The organism is Stenotrophomonas sp. STEN018 (genome assembly GCF_056760235.1).
Genome location: NZ_JBRREK010000026.1, coordinates 1 through 19,249 on the forward strand (window position 1 = coordinate 1; position 19,249 = coordinate 19,249).

Below are 19,249 nucleotides of genomic sequence, written 5' to 3' on the forward strand. Positions count from 1 at the left end.
CCGCGCGCCCCCCCCGCGCTATCTCCGCGGCTCCCACATTCGCCGCTTCGGGGCGCGGCCGCGGGGGGGGGGTGCGCGGGGATCCCCCCGCCCCCACAACCTTGGTGCACCGGTAAGGCTCATGTCGAGCATGGCTCGGCACTTCCGGGGAGGTGGTCGGGAAAGCCGCTGCCGAGCATGGCTCGGCACTACAGACAAGCTTTAGCGCGGCTGAGGCAGGGCGGTCTTGCGTACTACGCGGTACTCGGCGTCGACCACGGTCGGGTCGGCCTTGCGTACGGCGCGGCCCTTGCGCGATGCAAACAGCTTCCAGGCGATGCCGCCCAGGATCATGGCCGCGCCAATGAACACGCCGCCGACTACCAGTACCGCAAGAATTGCGATGCCGAGCAGGCCCAAGGCAATGCGCACCAACGGGTTGCGCGGTTTGCGCGGCTCGAACAGGTTGCGCAGCTTGGCGAATTGGACGTAACGGATGTTCATGAAAGCTCTATGACGTTGAGTCTGCTGTGGAGTATCAGGTGCGATTGGGCCAATTGCGTGAAGTTGTCGTTAATTGGTGTCTGAATAGGGCCCGCGACAGTGCCATGAGTCAGCTTCGTCCAGCCTTGACTGCCCATGCGACAATCGGCGGCTCATCTGTATCGGTGTTCCAATGTCCAGCGCCATCGCTTCCGGAATCGAACTTTGCCCTCTGGCTGCCGTGCCTGATCAAGGCTTTCACTCAGTGGTGGCAGTGATTGATGGCGATGCTGAAACCTTGGTGTTGTACCGCGATGGCGATGTGGTGCGGGCGTGGTTGAACGTCTGCCCGCACGCCGGGCGCGCGCTGGACTGGGCGCCTGGCCAGTTCCTCAAGAGTCGCGAAGGGCATCTGGTCTGTGCCGTGCACGGTGCTTCGTTCGAGCTGGAAGGCGGTATCTGCGTCGCGGGTCCATGCAAAGGCGACTCGCTGCGCGCGGTGCCGGTATCGGTCGGCGATGGCAAGGTATTGCTGGGCTGATTCCTGCAGGCTCAGCTCCCGTTCTTGTCCAGCACCGGATAGACGCGGCTGATCTGGCAGTCGTAGCGGCCGCTGAAATTTGCACGATCGCCGGGCCGGATCAGCTCGCGCTCTGGGCGGGCCAACGCCATCCTGTCGCCAGGGTGGCCGCAGACCATGCCGATACCCATTCCGGAGACCAAGGTCATCGTCTGTGCGTTGGCCAGTGCCGGGCAGCTGCTGGCGACTTCAATGCGATAGAAACGATTGCCAGCGGCGCGGTTGGGTGAAACTTCGACGGTGATCCCCTGCGGGCCCTCGCTCCAACGGCGGACGGCGTCAACGCCGACGCAATAGTCCGCTGTGCCACGAAAACCGCGCGAGCGTGGCTGGCTTGCGGCTTCAATCTGCAGGGTTTCCAAGGTGGCCACCTGTCTGTCGCGCTGGCGTAGCAGGTCGGCGTAGCTGCGCGTATCCAGTGGCGCGATGGTGCTGATCGGGCATTGCGCATCGCCGATGACCAGGCTCTCGCCTGGCTCGGCGCACAACCAGCCATCTTTGCTGCCGCGCACTGACAAACGGTTTTCCGGCGCAGGGCAGTCCTGTGCGAGTTGCACCTTGAAGCGCTGCCCGTCCTTCAACCGCACCGCCAGCGTGTTGGAGCTGATGCCCTCGGCACCGCCAATCTGGCGTGCATCGATGCAATGTGCCTGCGGGGGTGTGCGCTGCTCGGCAGTAGCGCTGAGCATGGCCAGAAAACCGAGTGCTCCCAATGCCATCCGTTTCATTGCCATGTCCTTGCCCCGGTCGAGTACAGCAGGTCGTAGATATATCAGAACATGATGTTGATCATGATCACCACAATCACGGTGTACAGCAGTGACAGAGGTCCACCGACCCGCCACATTTCTCGCGGGGTGTATTTTGCCGGGCCCATCGCCATCGAGATCACCGGGTTGGAAGCGGTCATCAGGTTGTTCGATGCCGACAATGCCACGATCAGCGCGAACGCGGTGGGGTTGCCACCGGCTGCCAGCGCAAGGTTGACCGCAATCGGCACCATCACGATGGTGGCACCGACATGGCTGATCACCAGCGAGAATGCGGTGGTCAACAATGCCAATGCGATTTCCAACGCCCACACTGGAATGCCCGCAGGTAGTTTGTCGATGGTGTGGCCGGCAATCCATGCCGCCGCGCCACTGCTGTCCATCGCCCAGCCCAGCGGAATCAAGCCGGCCATCATGAAGATGGTCTTCCAGTTGATCGCCGCATAGGCCTCGTCCATGCGCAGCACGCCGGTCAGCAGCATGCCGGCCACGCCGGTGAGCAGGGTCAAGGCTACTGGCAGGTGCGAGGTGAGCGCGATGATGATGGTCAGCGCGAAGATCGCCATGGCGATCTTGAATTTGTGCGGGCGCTGCTCGCCCTTGGGGTAGTCGGTGACCACCACGAAGTCGCGGCTTTCAGCGGCGGTAGCCAGGTCCTGCCAGATGCTGTGGAACACCAGCATGTCGCCGGCACGCAGTGGCGTATTGCGCACGTCCTCGCGGATCACCTGCTTGTCGCGGTTGATCGCCAGCAGGCTGATGCCGCGCTCCTTGCGCAGGCGCAGCTCGCCGGCAGTCTTGCCGATCAGGCGCGAGGTCGGTGGCACCACCGCTTCGGAAATGCCTGCGCGTGCCGGATTGAACAGATCGCCCAGCTGCTTCAGGCGTGAAGACATGCGCAGGAACTGGTTCTGCGCGAAGTCTGACACCTGCTGACGCGGGCCCATCGCACCGATCACGCTGCCTACCCATATGCGCATGTCGGCCGGTGGTGACAGGCGGGTGTCATCGCCGGTTTTCAGTGCCAGCAGCAGTGGCGCGTCGAACAGGTTCTCGGCCTCACCGACGGTCATGCCAACCAGCGGGCTTTCGGCAGTGACCAGCAGCTCGAAGACGTCGCCTTCAATGCCATAGGACTTGGCGAAGTAGCTCTCGGTACGGGCTGGCGCCTGGCCGTCTTCGCTTTCGGTTTCTTCTTCCTGTAGCTTGCGGCTGCCGTAAAAACGGAAGTACAGCAGCGAGGCGATCAGCAGGGCGACACCAATCGGCAGCGGCGCGAACATGCGCAGCGGTTCGATGGTGGCAGTACCGGAGGGCAGGTTGTTGTTGGCCGACATCAACAAGTCGTTGAGCAGGATCAGCGGCGAGTTGCCGACCATGGTCAGCGCGCCACCCATCACGATGGCGGCGGAAATCGGCAGCAGCTGGCGCTTCAACGTGAGTGCGGTACGCGAAGCCAGGCGCGAGGCGACTGGCAGGTACAGCGCCATCACCGATGGGTTCTGCATGAACGAGGAGTTCAAGCCAGCGGTTGCGCTGGTCAGCAGCAACAGTCTTTGCTCCAGGCCATGCGAACGCCGCAGCAACCAACCAGCGAGACGGTTCAGCGCGCCGGTGCGGTCCAGGCCGGCACCGAGAATGGTGGTGGCGATGATGCTCATTACCGCGTTACCGGAGAAGCCGCCGAAGATTTCTTCCGGGGCGATCAAGCCGGTGACACCCAGCACCACCATCACCACCAGCGCCACCACGTCGGCGCGGATCCGCTCGAACAGGAACATCGCCATCGTGAAGCCCACCAGCCCGAGCACGAGCTTCATATCGGTGGTGAGCGTCAGCGCGGTATCCATCAGGGCTGTGACTTCAAAGAGGAGAGCTGGGACGGAATGACAGTGCAGTCTGCCATCAACGCTGCGCTGGCAGCGTGATCGGCAGTTTCATGGCAGCGTGCAACTGTCATTGCGTCCTCATCGCTCAGCAGGCGTCCGTCGTGCCGGGCTTGTCATACAACAGATCCCAGACGCCATGGCCGAGTTTTTGGCCGCGGGTCTCGAAGTGGGTCTGCGGGCGCCAGTCCGGGCGTGGCACCGCGCCACGCGGGCCGGCGCGGTTGACCAGGCCGGGCGTGGCGTCAAGCACGTCCCACATCTGCTCGGCATAGTCTTCCCAGTCGGTGGCGCAGTGCAGGCGGCCGCCAACGCGCAGCTTGCGCACCAGCAGCTCGGCAAAGCCCGGCTGCACCAGGCGGCGCTTGTTGTGGCGCTTCTTGTGCCAGGGATCGGGGAAATAGATGCGGATCTCATCAAGAGCGCCGTCGGCGATTTCCTTCTCCAGCACCTCGACCGCGTCGTGGTGGTAGAGCTTGACGTTGTCGGCGTTGTCATCGGCCAGTGCATTGAGCAGGCGGCCTACGCCCGGTGCGTGCACCTCAATGCCGATGTAATCCTTGGAGGTGTCGAACTGCGCGGCGTAGCGCAGTGCGGCGCCGTTGCCGAAGCCGATTTCCAGCACCTTGGGTGCATTGCGGCCAAAAGTGGTCTCCAGGTCGCGCGGCTCGCCATTGAAGTCGATGCCGAAGCGCGGCCAACGGTCGTCGAATGCGCGCTGCTGGGCCGGGGTGAAGCGGCCCTGGCGCAATACGAAACTGCGGATCTCGCGGCGGCCTTCGGTCACGGTGAAGGGCTTGGGCGGTGCCTTGGAGCCCGCGCTGTCAAAAGGATTGGTCATCAGCCGATCAGCCCATCTACGGGGGAGGAAGCGCTGGCATAGCGCTTGCGCGGGATACGGCCGGCGAGGAAGGCCTCGCGGCCGGCTTCCACGGCCTTGCGCATGGCGCTGGCCATCAACACCGGGTTGCGGGCGCCGGCAATGGCGGTGTTCATCAACACGCCGTCGCAGCCCAGCTCCATCGCGATGGCTGCGTCCGAGGCCGTGCCAACGCCGGCATCGACGATGATCGGCACCTTGGCGTTCTCGATGATCTCGATCAGGTTGTACTTGTTCTGGATGCCCAGCCCCGAACCAATTGGCGCAGCCAGCGGCATCACCGCGGCGCAGCCGATTTCTTCCAGGCGCTTGGCCAGGATCGGGTCATCGGAGGTATAGACCATGACGTCGAAGCCGTCCTTGACCAGCTGTTCGGCGGCCTTGAGCGTGGCCATCACGTCCGGGTACAGGGTCTTCTGGTCGCCCAGTACTTCGAGTTTGGTCAGGTTGTGGCCATCTAGCAGCTCACGGGCCAGGCGGCAGGTGCGCACCGCGTCTTCGGCGGTATAGCAGCCGGCGGTATTGGGCAGGATCGCGTAGCGGTCCGGCGGCAGCACGTCGAGCAGGTTGGGCTCGCCCGGGTTCTGGCCGATGTTGGTGCGGCGGATCGCCACAGTGACGATCTGGGCGCCAGCGGCTTCGGTAGCCAGGCGGGTCTCTTCCAGATCCTTGAATTTGCCGGTGCCGGTCAGCAGCCGGGATGAATAGGTTTTGCCGGCGATGACCAGCGAATCGGTGGGGACGTTTGCATTCATGCCCGAATTATCACCCATCCCGCCTACGCGTAGTGCCGAGCCATGCTCGGCAGGGGCTTTCCCGGGAACGCCCCGGTGCAGCATGGCTGCCCTCTACAAGTGGAGCGGGCAGTCGCTGTAGCTCCCTCCCTTTGCCGCAGGCAAGGGGAGGGTTGGGGAGGGGTTGGCTTTTCAGCCCTTTGCGTATGGTCAGCTTCGCGGCTTACGCCGCTCCCACAGATTTGATGGTGCGCCGGTAACGCCCCTGCCGAGCATGGCTCGGCACTACCGCTGCGCTGCCTTCAGCCGCCGCCCAGCGCGTGCACGATTTCCACCAGGTCTCCGTCCTGCAATTGGTGGCTCGCATGCTGGCTGCGCGGAATGATGTGGCCGTTGATCTCAACCGCCACCCGCCGCTCGGCCAGCCCTTCGGCGGCCAATAGTTCGATCAGGGTCAGGCTGGGCTGCAGCTGGCGGGGTTCGCCATTCAGATGGATGTTCATGCCGCCATTCTCACCAGTGCGGCCACAAAAGCCCAGCCGGCGGACAGTTTGCGGCGGCGCAGCGTGTGTGTCTTACGCGGTAATGAAAACATAACAACGTGCGGCGGCGTATGTCTGTCCGCTTTCCCTCACCCAGGAGTTCAACATGTCTCTTTCCCTTCGCCCGCTGCGTGCTGCCGTGGCCCTCGCCATTGCCTTGGCCGCAGTGCCGGCCATGGCGCAGTCGCCGTATTCCAAGACGGTGTTCTTCGGTGACAGCCTGACCGATACCGGCTACTTCCGTCCGGTGCTGATGCAGCTGGATCCGAATGCTGCCGTGGTGGGTCGCTTCACCACCAACCCGGGTTGGGTGTGGGCGGATTACGTAGCCAACCAGTACGGCACCAATGCCAGTCCCAACGGCAACGGCCAGACCGGTGACAACTATGCTGTTGGCGGCGCCCGCGTGGGTGTGGATACGGTGGGCGCGTTGGGCGCAACGCCGTCAATGAAAACCCAGATGACCAAGTATCTGGCGGCCAACGGCGGCAAGGCAGATGCCAATGCGCTGTACACGGTGTGGGGCGGTGCCAATGATCTGTTTGCGGTGCAGGCCGCGCCAGCCCAGGCGCAGGCCATCATCGGCGCGGCGGTGACCGACCAGATCGGCATCGTTGGCACGCTGAAGGCCGCCGGTGCCCAGTACGTGGTGGTCCCGACCCTGCCTGATATCGGTCTGACCCCGGCCTCCCGCGCCGGTGGTGCCGTCGGCATGGCGCAGGGCACCGCGCTGGCCAAGGCTTACAACAACGCGCTGTTTGGCGGGCTGAAGCAGGCGGGGCTGCAGGTGATTCCAGTCGACACCTTCACCATCCTGCAGGAAATCGTCGCCAACCCGGGAACCTATGGCTTCACCAATGTCAGCAACATGGCCTGCACCTCGGCCTCGTCGTTGACCTGCTCACCGCTGAGCCTGGTGGCGCCGAATGCAAACAACACCTATGTGTTCGCCGATGGTGTGCATCCGACCACCGCGGCCCATCAGATTCTCGGCCAGTACACGATCTCGGTGCTTGAAGCGCCGCGCCTGCAGCAGGTCCTGAGCCATTCGGCGCAGACCACCGGCCGCGCCCGCGCCGATCAGGTTGGCGCCCACCTGGGCTCGCGTCCAGCTGATGGCCTGAGCTGGTGGGGGAATGTGCGCGGTGACATGCAGCGCTACGACCATGCCGATCTGTATGACGGCATGGCGCCGGCCGGTCTGTTCGGTGTCGATTGGGCGCGCGACGGCATGGTGCTGGGCGGCTTCGCCGGCTACGGCCGCATGGATGCCGATTTCGGCAACAGCAAGGGTGATTTCACCCAGGACGACACCACGCTTGGCCTGTTCGCCGGTTGGTATGGCGAGCGCGTCTGGGTCAATGGCCAGGTCAGCTATAGCTGGCTGGGCTACGACGTGACCCGCAAGGTGCAGCTCGGCCCAGCCACCCGTGAGCACAAGGGCTCGCCGGATGGCAGCAACCTGACCGCCGCAATCAACGCCGGCTATGAGTTCGGTCAGGCCGGCGGCTTCCGCCACGGCCCGGTGGCCGGCGTGGTCTGGCAGAAGGTGAAGCTGGACGGCTACGTGGAAAGCAATGCCAGTGCTACCGCGTTGGGCTATGGCGACCAGGACATGGATTCGACCGTTGGCCGCATCGGCTGGCAGGCGCGCTTTGATGGCGGCAACGTGAAGCCGTACGTGCAGGTCACCTACGACCATGAGTTTGAAGACGGCAAGCAGGCCAGCGCCTGGTTGCAGACCATGGCCGACGTCGGCATGTACAAGGTGCCGGGGCTGGAGTTCGATCGCAACTACGCCACCGCAGTGCTGGGTGCGCGGCTCAAGTTGTGGGGTCTGGACAGCAATATCGGCCTGAGCACCACCACGATGCAGAAGTCGGCACGTGATGCGACCGTGTTCGCCAGCTTTGGCGGCAGCTTCTAAGTCGCTTTAGTAGCAACTAGCTAGGTGTTGTGTGTGGGAGGCGGTGTCGCAGTTGCGGCATCGCCTCTTTTTGATTGGGTGGCAGGATGCATCAAGTGCTTGCAGAACAGTTGCTTACACCGTCGCCCCATGACCAGATCCGGCCGCAAAAACTGCGCTCAGCAACCGTTTTCCGCAGGGCGGAGTACTCAGGGTTGGCCGTTGCTTTGTCCCTGCGTCACGCATAGACTTCACCCTCGCCTAAGCGGGCGTAGCTCAATGGTAGAGCTGTAGCTTCCCAAGCTACTGACGAGGGTTCGATTCCCTTCGCCCGCTCCAATCCCAAGCAGACGATGGGTTTGATCCGGGTACGGCAGCAGGCCGACTCACGCGCCTACAACGGCCGGCACGAACTCCCTGATTCAGATCATCCGGATACGGTAACGCCGCGATATGCTGCGCGCCTACTGATCAATCCCGCCGCGATGAAACTGGCCATTCTTTCCCGTAACACCAAGCTCTATTCGACCCGTCGACTGGTCGAGGCTGCACGCACGCGTGGCCATACCGTGCGCATTCTCGACCCGTTGCGCTGCTACATGCGCATCACCTCCAGTGGCTTTGGCATGCACTACAAGGGCAAGGCGCTGACCGGGATAGATGCGGTGATCCCGCGTATCGGCGCCTCGATCACCCGCTACGGCACGGCGGTGCTGCGCCAGTTCGAAATGATGGGCGCGCGCACCCCCAATCCATCCGATGCGATCCTGCGTGCGCGCGACAAGCTGCGCGCGCACCAGCTGCTGGCGGCCAAGGGCATCGATATGCCGGTTACGGTGTTCGGCGACAACCCCGACGATACCGACGACCTGCTTTCGATGCTGGGGCCGCCGCCGCATGTGGTGAAGCTCAGCGAGGGCACGCAGGGCAGGGGAGTGATCCTCACCGAGAAGCTAAGTGCCTCCAAGGGCACCGTCGAGGCCCTGCGTGGGTTGTACGCCAACTTCCTGGTGCAGGAGTTCATCGCCGAGGCCCAAGGCGCGGACCTGCGTTGTCTGGTGGTGGGCGACCAGGTGGTCGCGACCATGCGCCGGCAGGCGCAGGAAGGGGACTTCCGCTCCAACCTTCACGCTGGTGGCGTTGCCGAACGGGTGGTGTGCAGCAAGGCCGAGCAGCAGGTGGCGATACGCTCGGCCAAGGCGCTGGGGCTGGGCATTGCTGGCGTGGACCTGATCCGCTCAAAGCGCGGGCCACTAGTGCTGGAGGTCAATTCGACCCCGGGGCTGGAGGGGATCGAGGGGGTCTCGGGGGACGATATCGCCGGGCGCATGATCGAATACGTGACCAGCCTCAAGCGTTGAGACCGGGGATGCAATTTCTTTGCATGGTTTTAACAAGCCTTTAATCCGGCTGGCCCTAGCCTGTTTCCACTGTGCCCAGCCCTCCTCAGTGGGTCCGGTGATCGGGAATTTTTTAAGGCCCCGGCGGTTTCCGTCGGGGCCTTGTTTTGTCTGATTATTAGACTGTTGTTGTCTGGCGGCGGCGGCGCTAGAGTTGGTGAAATCCACGGAGAGACTCGGTATGACCCGGAAGTTATTGCTTTTGCTGGTTTTGGCTGTGCCTGGTGTGGCTTTTGCAAGGCCCGTTGAGCTGCCGTTGCGTTCCGGCGAGCCTTTCGCTGTCCAGCAGCAGAAGGTTCACGCTGATCTTCAGGCGGGAGAGGTTTACAGCGAGATCTCCGCTGAGAATCGCGGACAAGTGGTTGCTGCCCTTGAGCGCATGTCGCTTGTCATCGCTGACGGCAGTATCGAGTCGCTCTCGCCCGAGAAGAAGGTTGAGGTCTTCAATGACCAGGAACTCGTCAACACCATGCTCACCAAGGCGCGCGAAGACAGCCGTCAGATCTGTCGCCGGGAAAAGACCTTGGGCTCGCAGATGGCATCGACACAGTGTTTCACGGTCGCCGAGCGTGAGCGCATGAAGCGGAATTCGCAGAACTATCTGCAATCAGTACAGGGCGGCAAGGATGCAAAAGTCGGTAATTGATTTTTGATTGGCAGGTGGTGGCTGCACAGTGTGTGCAGCCAGCTACTGTGGTCAGGATGTAAGAAGTTAACGATGGGTGTGCTGTAATTCGTCACAAGCGGCCTTTGGGGTCGCCTGTACTTTTCAAGACATAAGGTAATCGCACACGTGCGCATTCTTGTAATCGAAGACAACAGCGACATCGCCGCCAACCTTGGTGACTATCTCGAGGATCGTGGGCATACGGTGGATTTCGCCGCCGATGGCGTTACCGGCCTGCACCTGGCCGTGGTGCATGAGTTCGACGCGATCGTGCTGGACCTCAACCTGCCGGGCATGGATGGCATCGAGGTCTGCCGCAAGCTGCGCAACGATGCGCGCAAGCAGACGCCGGTATTGATGCTTACCGCACGCGATTCGCTGGACAACAAGCTGGCCGGCTTCGATTCTGGTGCAGATGACTACCTGATCAAGCCGTTCGCGCTGCAGGAAGTGGAAGTTCGGCTCAATGCGCTTTCTCGTCGCGGCAAGGGCGCCCACACCCGGGTGCTGGAAGTGGGTGATCTGGAATACAACCTGGATACTTTGGAAGTGCGGCGCCAAGGCAAGCTTCTGCAGCTCAACCCGACTGCGTTGAAGATCCTGCAGGCCCTGATGGAGGCCTCGCCGGCGGTGGTTACCCGGCAGGAGCTGGAAACCCGCGTCTGGGGTGAAGAGTTGCCGGATTCGGATTCGCTGCGTGTGCATATCCATGGCCTGCGCGCGGTAGTGGATAAGCCGTTTGAAGTACCAATGATCCAGACCCGCCACGGCATTGGTTACCGTATCTCCGCACCCGATGCCTGAATCTGCATTGCCTGAGCCTGTTCGCAAGCGGGGGCGTTATCGCCGCCGCCTGCGCAGCCGCATCATCGTCTCGTTCGTGTTGTTGGGCTTTTGCCTGACAGCACTTTTTGCCTTTGCCACGAACTGGGCGCGGATGCGCGTGGAAAACCAGCTCGTCGAAGATGTGATGAATCGCAACATCGACGAGTACGCGCGACGCTATTACGTTGACCCAACCCGTAATCCAGACCTGCCGGTGCAGCAGATCCGGGCCTACTTCTATCCCAAGGATAAGTTCGAGCGGGTACGTGAGGAGCGCCCGGAATGGGCTGCGTTGCCCAATGGCAACCACAATGTAAGTGGAATTGACGAGAGGGGATTGCCATTCGCTTACAAATTGGCGGTTCGCAAGGCAGACGATGCCTGGTTCTTTCTTGCTTATGACATGACAGAAAGCATCAGGGGAGAACAGCAGCTCAAACGTGCGCTGTTCTTCTCGGTCATTGTGTTCAGCCTGCTTTCCTGGGTGTTGGGTTGGTGGTCTGCCTCGCGCGTCATGCGGCCGGTATCAGACTTGGCGGCACGTCTACGTGCCTATCGGGGTGGCAACACACACCCCGAACCGCTCGCACCGCGCTTTCCTGATGACGAGGTTGGGCAGCTGGCCGAGGCGCTTGATGACTACTCTGCGCGCCTGACCGAAGTGGTGCAGCGCGACCGCGAGTTCAATGCTGACGTCAGTCATGAACTGCGTACGCCGCTGGCGGTGATTCGTGGTGCTACCGAGCTCCTGTTGACGCGTCCCAATCTGGATGAAAAAGTGCTGCAACGCCTGCAGCGTATCCAGCGCGCTGAGCAGCAATGTAGTGACCTGATCGGCTCGTTGTTGTTGTTGTCGCGCAATGAGCGCGCCCAGGGCAGCAGCAACGTTGCCCGGGTTGCCGAACAGCTGTTGGAGTCACATCGTGCCCAGCTCGGTGGCAAACCCTTGGAGCTGGTGCTGGATGGGTCGCGCGAGCTGGTGATCGACGCGCCGGAGTCAGCGCTGTCGGTTGCATTGGGTAATCTGATCGGCAACGCCGTCAAATACTCGCAGGAAGGCCGGGTGCTGGTCCGAGTTGGTAGCAACGGGGTGGAGGTGATCGACAATGGCCCGGGCTTGAGCGAAAAGGACGCCGCCAGCCTGTTCCAGCGCGGCTATCGCGGCACCCATGCAGGGCATTCGCAGGGTGGCGGTATCGGCCTGTCGATCGTCAGCCGGCTTTGCGCGCTGTACGGCTGGCAGGTGGATATTCGCCCCGGCAAGGAGCGTGGCGTGATCGCAACGCTGACATTCGCGCCAGAGCAAGGCTGAGCCGTAGAGGCAGAGCCGCAGGGGGCTTCAGGGCTGCAAGGGTTCAGGGCTGCAAGACCTCGGTGCCACAAGGCTGTAAGCCCCTCTCCCGCCTGCGGGAGAGGGGTTGGGGTGAGGGCGCTCTCCGCATTGCCGCGTAAGTGGCTCAGCGCACCACCCCAGCAAGCTCCCGATACCGTACATCCAACGCCTCTATACACGCCTGCAACGCATCAGGATGCCCATCATTGACGATCACATCGTCAGCCAGCGCCAAGCGCTGCGCGCGGCTGGCCTGCGCCTGGATCATGCGCTCAGCCAGCGCAGCATTGATGTTGTCGCGACTGAGCAGACGTGCATGCTGCGCCTCCTCTGGGGCATCCACCACCAGAATGCGCTGCAGCCACGGATAGCTGGCTCGCCCGCCAACCTCGGTTAGCAGAGGAATTGCCGCGATGGCATAGGGGCTCTCCGCCGCCTCGCAAACCTCACGAACCCGCACACGAATAGCCGGATGCGTAATAGCCTCCAGTGTCTGGCGTTCATCCGGATTGGCGAACACGCGCTGACGCAACCAAGCCCGATCCAAACTGCCATCGGCCTGCAGAACCCGGGTACCAAACAATTCGGCAATCGCCGCAAGGGCAGGGCTGCCGACAGCTACGACCTCGCGCGCTGCGATATCCGCATCAGCCACGGTAATACCCAGCGCTTCGAAGCGCCTGCTGACTTCACTCTTGCCCGAGGCGATGCCGCCGGTCAGTCCGACGATGAAGCTGCTCATGCAATGACTCCAAAACAACAATGGCCCTTGAAGGGCCATTGTCGCTTGTGCTGCCTTATGGCTGTAGCCCTGACAGACGCATGTAACCGCCTACCATCTGGTCGCCCCACATGAAGACCAGCCAGCCGGCGATGGCCAGGTAGGGGCCAAACGGAATGGGCGTCGCGCGGTCGCGGCCGCGGGAATACAGCCAGATCGAGCCGATGATGGCGCCGACCAGCGAGGACAGCAGGATGATCGGCAGGATGCCCTTGAGCCCACACCAAGCCCCCAGTGCCGCCAGCAGCTTGAAGTCACCGTGGCCCATGCCTTCCTTGCCGGTGATCTGCTTGAACAGCCACCACACCGTCCATAGCGACAGATAGCCGACCGCCGCGCCTATCAGTGCTGGCTTGGCTGGCATGTACAGGTTGTCCATACTGCCGATCAAGCCCAGCCACATCAGTGGCAGGGTGAGCTGGTCGGGTAGCAGCTGGGTGCGTAGATCGATGCCAGACAGTGCCACCAGGAAGCAACTCAGCACGATCGCGCCAAAGCCCTGCCAACCAAACCCGAACTGCCAGACACTGGCCAGCACCATCAAGCTGGTGACCAGCTCCACGATCGGATACTGGATGGAAATGGGTGCCTGGCAATGGCGGCACTTACCGCGCTGGATCAGCCAGCTGAACAGCGGGATGTTCTCGTACCAGCTCAGCTTGTGCTTGCAGTGCGGGCAGTGCGAAGGCTCCACCACGATGCCCGGCGGCGGCGGCTCATAGATATCGGGCAGCTCCAGGATTTCGCGCGCATCGCGTTTCCACTGCCACTCCATGCGCTTGGGCAAGCGCAGGATCACCACGTTGAGGAAGCTGCCGATCAGCAGTCCCAGTCCGGCCGCGGCGGGATAGCCGAAACCGGGATGCTGGTCGAGAAATGCCATGTGTTAATTATCCAACAATCGAGGCCAGCTTGAAGATCGGCAGGTACATGCCGATGACCATGCCGCCCACGACCACGCCGATGAAGACCATGATCATGGGTTCGATCAGGCTGCTGAGGGCGTCCACGGCGTTGTTCACTTCCTGCTCGAAGTACTCGGCCACCTTGAACAGCATCGTGTCCAGAGCACCAGCTTCTTCGCCGATGGCGGTCATCTGCACCACCATGTGCGGGAACAGGTTGACCTGTTTCATCGCCATGTTGACCGGATAGCCGACGGCAACGTCGTCACGCATGTGCAGAACGGCCTTTTCGTAGACGCTGCTGCCAGTTGCGCCGGCAACAATACTAAGCGCTTCGACAAGCGGGACGCCGGCCTTGAAGGTCACCGCGGTGGTGCGGGCAAAGCGGGCAATAGCGCTGTTGTGCAGGATCTGGCCGATGACCGGAACCTTGAGTACCAGCTTGTCCATGGTGTGCTGCATGGACAGCGAGCGTTTGTAGGCGAACATGAAGCCGACTACTGAGCCTACGGCGACGAGCAGGATCAGCCACCACCAGCCGACCATGAAGCGGGAAGCGGCCACGATCATCTGGGTGAAGAACGGCAGATCAGCGCCGAAGCCCTTGAAGACCTCCTCGAACTGCGGGACTACCCAGATCAGCAGGATCGCGCTGACAAGCAGCGCGACGGCGATGGTCATCGCTGGGTAGAACAGGGCCTTCTTGATCTTGCCCTTCAGTGACTCCAGGTTCTCCTGGTAGTTGGCGATGGTCTCGAGCACCGTCTCCAGCACACCTGCACCTTCACCAGCGCGGACCAGGTTGCGATACAACTCATCAAACTGCACCGGGTGCTTGCTGATGGCTTCGTATAGAGATGAGCCGCCCTCCAAGTCGGTTCTGATCTGGCCGATCATCTTGGCCATGCGTGGGTTCTTATGGCCGCTGCCAATGATCTCCAGGGCGGTCACGATAGGTACACCGGACCGCATCATCGTCGCCATCTGGCGACTGAAGAAGGCGATGTCCTTAGGTTTGATGGGGGAGCCTGCTGCACCAAACAGCGGTTTCGGCTTGGGTTTGACGACGATAGGCGTGATGCCTAGTCGGCGTAGCTCGGCCTTGAGGACGTTGGCGCTCTTGGCGTCCTGCTCGCCTTTCATCTTGACGCCGCGCTTGTCCGTCCCTTCCCAGACAAACGGCAGCATCTGGCTGGTACTGCGCCCAGCCGTATCGTTCTTGATTGCGTTGCGGGTGACAGCCACTTTATTTCTCCCCGTCCAAGCTTCCCCAGCCCGGACACCAGTTCGCATGGTAGCGGTTCGCTTGCCTTTCGGCACACCCCTTGCGAACACTTTGGCGGCCTTCGTCACGTCCACGCTGGATTCGGGTGGGGTGGGCTAAGCATGCAAGGAAGGGTCACAATGTGACGCTGGGGGGCATCTTGAGGTGTCGATCAGGATTTTGTGGTGAGGGGCTTCCCTTATTCATGGATGCTGCCATCATTGTGCCGGGGAGTAGGGGGTGTTGGTTCAGTTGGCACGTAACCTGCTTTGTAACCCCATGCGGGGCAGGCATTCGCCTGTGACCATGTTCACAATTCACACCTCTAGGGGATTTACTCATGAAGAAGCAGCAAGGCTTTACCCTGATCGAACTGATGATCGTGGTTGCGATCATTGCCATCCTGGCCGCTATCGCGCTGCCGCAGTACCGTAACTACACCCAGCGTTCGTCCAACGGTGCTTGTATGGCCGAAGGCAAGGCTTACATGGGCGCTGCTGTCGCAGATGCTGCTGACAACCGTGCACCGACCGCCTTTGCTGGCAAAGCTTGCGCCTCTGGTACCAGCATGACCACCACCTTGTACAACGCGGGCGGCTCGGTGACCTTTGTTGCCGCCACCAAGGGCAACGCCACCATCAAGCAGGACACCCGTTGCGAAGCTGGCAGCGGCTCCTGCCGTTTGCTGGATGCTGCTCCGTAATTTCCGGTAGTGGCGTAGCAAAAGGAAAAGCGCCGGAAGGCGCTTTTCTTTTTCCGGGACCTCTCTAATAGAGTTGGCTCGACTGGGGCGATTATGCGAATAGGAACATTACAATTTTGCCTTGCGGCTTCAGTAATAGCGCTACTGTCCGCGCTGTTTTTTCTGCCGGGTCTTGGTGGTGGGTTCCTGTTTGATGATCGCGCCAATATCGTTGGCAACGCTGCGCTGCATTTGTCTGACCTGAGTCTTCAGAATCTCGCACAGGCGGCATACAGCTTCCAGCCAGGTAATGGGTCTCGTGCGCTCAGTATGTTGAGTCTGGCGCTGGATTATTGGAGGGCCGGCCCCGATCCGTATGCCTTCAAATTGACCAATGTAGTAATACATTGTGTAACGGTATTCGCCCTGGCTATCTTCTTGCGGCGATTGCTGATTCTGGTCGGCTGGTTGGAACGGCAGGCGGCGTTGGGTGGGTTAGGTGTCGCTTTGGCTTGGGGTATCCACCCTTTGCAGGTTTCGTCGGTACTCTATATTGTCCAAAGGATGCAAACACTGGCGACATTGTTTGTCGTTCTGTCGCTCTGGGCATATTTGCGCATGCGCGAGGCGCAGCTGCGAGGTGCGCGTAGCAGGCAGTTTGGTGTGCTGTTTGTGTTGTTTGCGGTGCTCGCGTTCGCATGCAAGGAGGACTCGGTACTCCTCGTGGTCTATGCGTTCATTCTGGAGATTGTTTTTTTACATTTTAGGGCGCGCAGTCGCCTGCTTGCGTCAATGCTGAAGAGTGGTTATTGGCTTGCCGTCGCGGGCGGGTTGATGCTCTATTTTCTGGTTGTGCTGCCGCATCAGTGGCAATGGCAGTCATATCCAGGGCGAGATTTTTCCAGCTATGAGCGCTTATTGACTCAGGGGCGAGTATTGGCCATGTATCTGGGGCAGATTTTGGCTCCGTTGCCTGGGAATTTACCTTTTTTTTACGATGATCTTGTGGTTTCGAGAGGGCTGTTGCAGCCAATTACCACACTATTATCGCTGCTGTTGCTGATGTCGCTGCTTGTTTTGGCGTGGCTGGTGCGCGAGCGTCGGCCGGTTATTTCGTGCGGGATATTTCTCTTTCTTGCCGGGCATTTGATTGCTAGCAATGTGTATGGCCTCGAATTGGCATTTGAGCACCGCAATCATTTTCCGTTGATAGGGGCCTTGCTAGTCATTGCGGATCTGCTGCGCTTCATTTTCGTTCGTTACGCTGTTGCGCCAATGTACGCAATGATCGTTCTCGCATTGTCCTTCGGGGGCGTCGGTGCGGCGACGTTATCGCGCGCCCATACGTGGGGGGATCCCTTGCGCTTGGCGAAGTATAGCGTGTCGATAAAGCCGGCATCCGAGCGCGCTTGGTTGGCGTTGGGGGCGGTCTATATAGAGCGTGGCGGCCTTCTGGCTTCTAGCCCGTGGTTGGACGCGGCCATAAGTGTGAATGCTGCTGGGGCTAGTCGAACCGGTTCAGCGTTGCTTTTGTCGAATGTTGCAATCTATAAAACGGTTCGGGGAGATGTATCGGCCCGCGACTGGGCTGCATTGCTGGAGCGGCTTAAGATTGTGACCATGAGCCCTCAGAACAAGGGGATCATGTGGGTGCTAATGGATGATATGCGTTATGGGATTGCGTTAGATGAGGATGCGGTTCTTGATGTAATTGAAGTTATCAGTTCGCGCGCGGAGCTGTCGCCAAATGATTATCTTCGAATCGGTGCATTCATTCACAATGAATCACTAAGGCCGGATAGTGCGCTTCCCTATCTTCGCCGGGCGGTAGAGGGATCGAGCGCTGATGATCCTGAGATTAGGCGACTACTTGCGCAGCTATCGACCGCAGGGCGTGAGGATTGGGTGAGGCAACTCAAAATAGTTTCGGCGGGTCATCTATCTCGCAGACCTTTGAAATGACGTTCCAGGTGCCATCCTGGAATTTGACCAACAAGTGCAAGAGGGGGGGGTATGGGACGCGAACGTGCTCTGGGATTCACGCTTGTGGAGTTGATGATCGTTGTTGCGGTGATCGCATTGTTGTCCGCCATTGCGCTACCTACATATAAGCGCCACCAGCAAAGGGCCGCCGAATCAGCTTGCATGGCAGAGATGAAAAACTATGCTTCATTTACCGTTGCCGCGCTTGCAAATAATGACACTCCGCCTGTTCCAATAGTGCGGGGCTGTCGTACCATCGAAGGGGCTGTGATGGACAGTATCACCATTACAGGAACACCCAACCCCCCGGGTATCCGCTCGATAACATGTGACATGAGAAGCGCAGCATGCGATCTAAATCCTTGAGGTCCCCGGACGGTATCTTGCCGTCAGCTGAATGTCATGTATCCAATTGTGTTCAGTCAGTAACGTCTGCCTTGCAGGTGAGGAGTGACGACTGATGTCCTCTGGAATCTCTGAAGCAAGAGCGGTATCTGTACAGGAGCGCGCTCTGGCTGAATTGCATGTTGGTCGACCAAATATTGGTAGTCGCGAACAATTCCTGTCATTGGTGACGAAGGTGCTCGACAATCAATGGCTTACCAATAACGGGCCCATAGTTCAGCAACTTGAGCAAAGGATCGCAGAGAAGCTTGGCGTCAAGAACTGTGTTGCAATGTGCAACGGTACCATTGCGCTTGAAATCGCAATTCGCGCGCTTGGACTGGTTGGTGAGGTTATTGTTCCGTCTTGGACCTTTGTCGCAACAGCACATGCGCTGCTTTGGCAAGGCATAACGCCGGTTTTTGCTGACATCGATCCTGTAACCCACAACCTTGATCCGGACTCGGTAAGGAAGAAGATAACCCCGCGCACTACTGGAATAATCGGTGTGCACCTTTGGGGGCGCGCGGCTCCGGTACAGGCGTTGCAAGACATTGCCGACGAATTCAAGCTCAAATTGATGTTCGATGCGGCTCATGCGTTCGGAAGCACTCTCGACGGCGTCAGTATAGGCAATTTTGGTTCGTGTGAAGTTTTTAGTTTTCACGCCACCAAGGCATTTAATACTATGGAAGGCGGTGCGGTAACAACCAATGATGATGGGTTGGCGGAGACGTTGAGGCTGATGCGTAATTTTGGGTTCAAGGGCTATGACAATGTCATTCATCCGGGTACGAACGGAAAAATGATAGAAGTTTGTGCGGCGATGGGACTGGTTAACCTGGAGGGCTTCGAGCAAATATGTGCTTCCAATCGCGAAGTTCATCGTTTGTACAGGGCCGCTTTTTCAAAAGTAAAGGGCATTGATTTCGTTAAATATGATGGCTGTGATGCAAATAGCCATCATTACGTTGTGCTGGAGATTGCCTTGGATGCAGCGGCATCGCGTGACGAGCTTGTCGAACTATTACATGCCGATAACATACTGGCACGAAAGTATTTTTGGCCTGGATGCCACAGGATGCAGCCGTATCGGGATTTGTATCCACACGCCGGTGCAAGCCTTCCGCAGACCGAAGTTATTGCTGAGCGTGTGATCGTTCTTCCTGCCGGGCCGCATATTTCTGGTCAGGATATCGAGAGAGTGGTGGCGGTGGTCTCCCGAGCTCTTGGCACCTGGGCGGATCGAGCCGATCGATAATTTT

19 protein-coding genes and 1 tRNA gene are annotated in these 19,249 nt (G+C 60.2%); 11 read left to right on the forward strand and 9 right to left on the reverse strand.

Going from position 1 to position 19,249, the window contains the following annotated elements; translation table 11 throughout:
* Positions 1 to 201: 201 nt before the first annotated feature.
* Positions 202 to 483 (reverse strand): hypothetical protein, encoded by a 282-nt coding sequence (locus tag ACVOMB_RS11470; RefSeq protein ID WP_481531294.1) that lies wholly within the window; start codon positions 481 to 483, stop codon positions 202 to 204.
* Positions 484 to 655: 172 nt separating this feature from the next.
* On the opposite strand from ACVOMB_RS11470, the gene ACVOMB_RS11475 reads away from it, so the two are divergent.
* Positions 656 to 1,003, forward strand: a complete 348-nt coding sequence (locus tag ACVOMB_RS11475; protein WP_481531295.1) for a Rieske (2Fe-2S) protein — start codon at positions 656 to 658, stop codon at positions 1,001 to 1,003.
* 11 nt (positions 1,004 to 1,014) lie between these two features.
* On the opposite strand, the gene ACVOMB_RS11480 is transcribed toward ACVOMB_RS11475, so the two are convergent.
* From ACVOMB_RS11480 to thiS, 5 genes are all read right to left on the reverse strand, one after another.
* Entirely contained in the window at positions 1,015 to 1,770 is a 756-nt protein-coding gene (locus tag ACVOMB_RS11480) for a hypothetical protein (RefSeq protein ID WP_481531296.1), read from the reverse strand.
* 44 nt (positions 1,771 to 1,814) lie between these two features.
* Positions 1,815 to 3,662: an SLC13 family permease gene (locus ACVOMB_RS11485; RefSeq protein ID WP_481531297.1), complete on the reverse strand. Its 1,848-nt coding sequence runs from the start codon at positions 3,660 to 3,662 to the stop codon at positions 1,815 to 1,817.
* A 124-nt stretch (positions 3,663 to 3,786) separates the two neighbouring features.
* Positions 3,787 to 4,539: a tRNA (guanosine(46)-N7)-methyltransferase TrmB gene (gene trmB / locus ACVOMB_RS11490; RefSeq protein WP_481531298.1), complete on the reverse strand. Its 753-nt coding sequence runs from the start codon at positions 4,537 to 4,539 to the stop codon at positions 3,787 to 3,789.
* Positions 4,539 to 5,333 carry a thiazole synthase gene (locus tag ACVOMB_RS11495; RefSeq protein ID WP_282272409.1) on the reverse strand — a complete coding sequence of 265 codons (795 nt, stop codon included), beginning with the start codon at positions 5,331 to 5,333 and terminating at the stop codon, positions 4,539 to 4,541. Before ACVOMB_RS11495 ends, trmB begins: the two co-directional genes overlap by 1 nt.
* A gap of 281 nt (positions 5,334 to 5,614) precedes the next feature.
* Positions 5,615 to 5,815: a sulfur carrier protein ThiS gene (gene thiS, locus ACVOMB_RS11500; RefSeq protein WP_481531299.1), complete on the reverse strand. Its 201-nt coding sequence runs from the start codon at positions 5,813 to 5,815 to the stop codon at positions 5,615 to 5,617.
* Positions 5,816 to 5,993: 178 nt separating this feature from the next.
* Here thiS and ACVOMB_RS11505 point away from each other — a divergent pair, with 178 nt between their 5' ends.
* The 6 genes from ACVOMB_RS11505 (at position 5,994) to ACVOMB_RS11530 (ending at position 11,964) form a co-directional block, all read left to right on the forward strand.
* Positions 5,994 to 7,781, forward strand: a complete 1,788-nt coding sequence (locus ACVOMB_RS11505; RefSeq protein ID WP_481531349.1) for an autotransporter outer membrane beta-barrel domain-containing protein — start codon at positions 5,994 to 5,996, stop codon at positions 7,779 to 7,781.
* Between the two features lie 244 nt (positions 7,782 to 8,025).
* Positions 8,026 to 8,099: transfer RNA gene (locus tag ACVOMB_RS11510), tRNA-Gly, on the forward strand.
* 146 nt (positions 8,100 to 8,245) lie between these two features.
* Positions 8,246 to 9,121 carry a 30S ribosomal protein S6--L-glutamate ligase gene (rimK, locus tag ACVOMB_RS11515; protein WP_481509140.1) on the forward strand — a complete coding sequence of 292 codons (876 nt, stop codon included), beginning with the start codon at positions 8,246 to 8,248 and terminating at the stop codon, positions 9,119 to 9,121.
* Between the two features lie 220 nt (positions 9,122 to 9,341).
* Complete coding sequence (locus tag ACVOMB_RS11520; protein ID WP_481531300.1) at positions 9,342 to 9,806, forward strand: hypothetical protein; 465 nt, start codon at positions 9,342 to 9,344, stop codon at positions 9,804 to 9,806.
* 147 nt (positions 9,807 to 9,953) lie between these two features.
* A complete protein-coding gene (locus tag ACVOMB_RS11525) occupies positions 9,954 to 10,631 on the forward strand; it encodes a response regulator transcription factor (RefSeq protein WP_057629745.1) in 678 nt (225 codons plus the stop codon).
* Positions 10,624 to 11,964, forward strand: a complete 1,341-nt coding sequence (locus ACVOMB_RS11530) for a sensor histidine kinase (protein WP_481531301.1) — start codon at positions 10,624 to 10,626, stop codon at positions 11,962 to 11,964. Before ACVOMB_RS11525 ends, ACVOMB_RS11530 begins: the two co-directional genes overlap by 8 nt.
* A gap of 145 nt (positions 11,965 to 12,109) precedes the next feature.
* Here the strand turns inward: ACVOMB_RS11530 and coaE are convergent, their stop codons facing one another.
* From coaE to ACVOMB_RS11545, 3 genes are read right to left on the reverse strand one after another with little or no spacing between them, the layout of a single operon-like run.
* Entirely contained in the window at positions 12,110 to 12,727 is a 618-nt protein-coding gene (gene coaE, locus ACVOMB_RS11535; RefSeq protein ID WP_481531302.1) for a dephospho-CoA kinase, read from the reverse strand.
* A gap of 55 nt (positions 12,728 to 12,782) precedes the next feature.
* Positions 12,783 to 13,649: a prepilin peptidase gene (locus ACVOMB_RS11540; RefSeq protein WP_481531303.1), complete on the reverse strand. Its 867-nt coding sequence runs from the start codon at positions 13,647 to 13,649 to the stop codon at positions 12,783 to 12,785.
* A 7-nt stretch (positions 13,650 to 13,656) separates the two neighbouring features.
* Positions 13,657 to 14,916: a type II secretion system F family protein gene (locus ACVOMB_RS11545; protein WP_481531304.1), complete on the reverse strand. Its 1,260-nt coding sequence runs from the start codon at positions 14,914 to 14,916 to the stop codon at positions 13,657 to 13,659.
* 359 nt (positions 14,917 to 15,275) lie between these two features.
* Between ACVOMB_RS11545 and ACVOMB_RS11550 the strand changes: the two genes are divergently transcribed.
* From ACVOMB_RS11550 to ACVOMB_RS11565, 4 genes are all read left to right on the forward strand, one after another.
* On the forward strand, positions 15,276 to 15,638 hold the full coding sequence (locus ACVOMB_RS11550) for a prepilin-type N-terminal cleavage/methylation domain-containing protein (RefSeq protein ID WP_481531305.1): 363 nt from the start codon (positions 15,276 to 15,278) through the stop codon (positions 15,636 to 15,638).
* Between the two features lie 93 nt (positions 15,639 to 15,731).
* Positions 15,732 to 17,579, forward strand: coding sequence for a hypothetical protein (locus tag ACVOMB_RS11555; protein ID WP_481531306.1), 1,848 nt, complete (start codon positions 15,732 to 15,734; stop codon positions 17,577 to 17,579).
* Between the two features lie 51 nt (positions 17,580 to 17,630).
* Positions 17,631 to 17,966, forward strand: coding sequence for a type IV pilin protein (locus tag ACVOMB_RS11560; RefSeq protein WP_481531307.1), 336 nt, complete (start codon positions 17,631 to 17,633; stop codon positions 17,964 to 17,966).
* A gap of 94 nt (positions 17,967 to 18,060) precedes the next feature.
* Positions 18,061 to 19,245 (forward strand): DegT/DnrJ/EryC1/StrS family aminotransferase, encoded by a 1,185-nt coding sequence (locus ACVOMB_RS11565; protein ID WP_481531308.1) that lies wholly within the window; start codon positions 18,061 to 18,063, stop codon positions 19,243 to 19,245.
* Positions 19,246 to 19,249 lie beyond the last annotated feature (4 nt).